Source organism: Streptomyces tendae (assembly GCF_014650435.1).
Lineage (GTDB): Bacteria > Actinomycetota > Actinomycetes > Streptomycetales > Streptomycetaceae > Streptomyces > Streptomyces tendae.
Genome location: NZ_BMUY01000076.1, coordinates 1 through 963 on the forward strand (window position 1 = coordinate 1; position 963 = coordinate 963).

The window sequence follows — 963 nt, forward strand, 5'->3', positions numbered from 1 at the left end:
ATATGGGTTCTTGGTTTGTGGGTTTATTCGTTTGGCAATGGGATATAATACCGGTATAGATATCGTATAAGAAAATATGTAGGCCTTGGGTTAGGTCTAGTTTATTTATTTCTTCTTGTTCTCTTAGAGTCCAGGTGTCAATGGCATCATCCTTAAGAATCTTGGTTAGGTATTCGAAATGGGTTTCCATTGTGATATATGTATTATAGGGTTAGTATTCGCAATATTCTCGTTCAAGGTATATGTTGAAGTCTTTGAAAAGTTTTATACCAGGTATAGGACCATCCTCGTCTTCGTCCCAGGCATAGTATTCGATAAAGGTAGGAGTATAGCCTTCTACGTCTGTGACTGAGATTTCGTAATAGTAGTCTGGTTTGAAGTCTTCGATAAAGTTTTGGACAAAGCCTTGAATAATGTTAGGATTAGGCTCTCCACTGGTAATACCTGTAAGGATTTGGATTAATCGGTTGGATAATTCTTCTGTTGTCATGGTTAATTGGGGTTTAATGATTAATACTCTATTTATTTGATGCAAATATAATACTAATATTTTAATTATGCAATATCCTTGATTGCCTTTCGAAGGCCCCTAATGTCCTAGAATTATCTAAAATAACCATAATATAAATACTTATGCAATTAACAACAATATTACTAGGATGGCAATTAAAATTGGCCCCTTGATTGCCTAGAAATTTATTAAATCCGAGGCCATTTATGGCATAAATTGTGTACCCAGTTTTATAAAATCCGAGCCTAAAATGGCCCCTCTAGGTACACAATTTTAATATAAATCCTAGCCTCTTGGCAATTAAAATCCGAGTCTAGGTACACAAAATCACAACCTAAATCCTAGATTACACAAACTAGCCAAACAGAACACTTTTCAATTACACGTGTGAAGCTAAAATACATACGTATCTAAATCCCACCCATATTAGTATATTATATATAGGCGTTACT

General features: G+C 34.5%; 1 protein-coding gene. It reads right to left on the reverse strand.

Annotated features, from left to right (window positions below):
• On the reverse strand, positions 1–190 hold a 190-nt coding region (locus IE258_RS41655; RefSeq protein ID WP_229892789.1), incomplete at its 3' end, for a hypothetical protein.
• Positions 191–963: the final 773 nt, after the last annotated feature.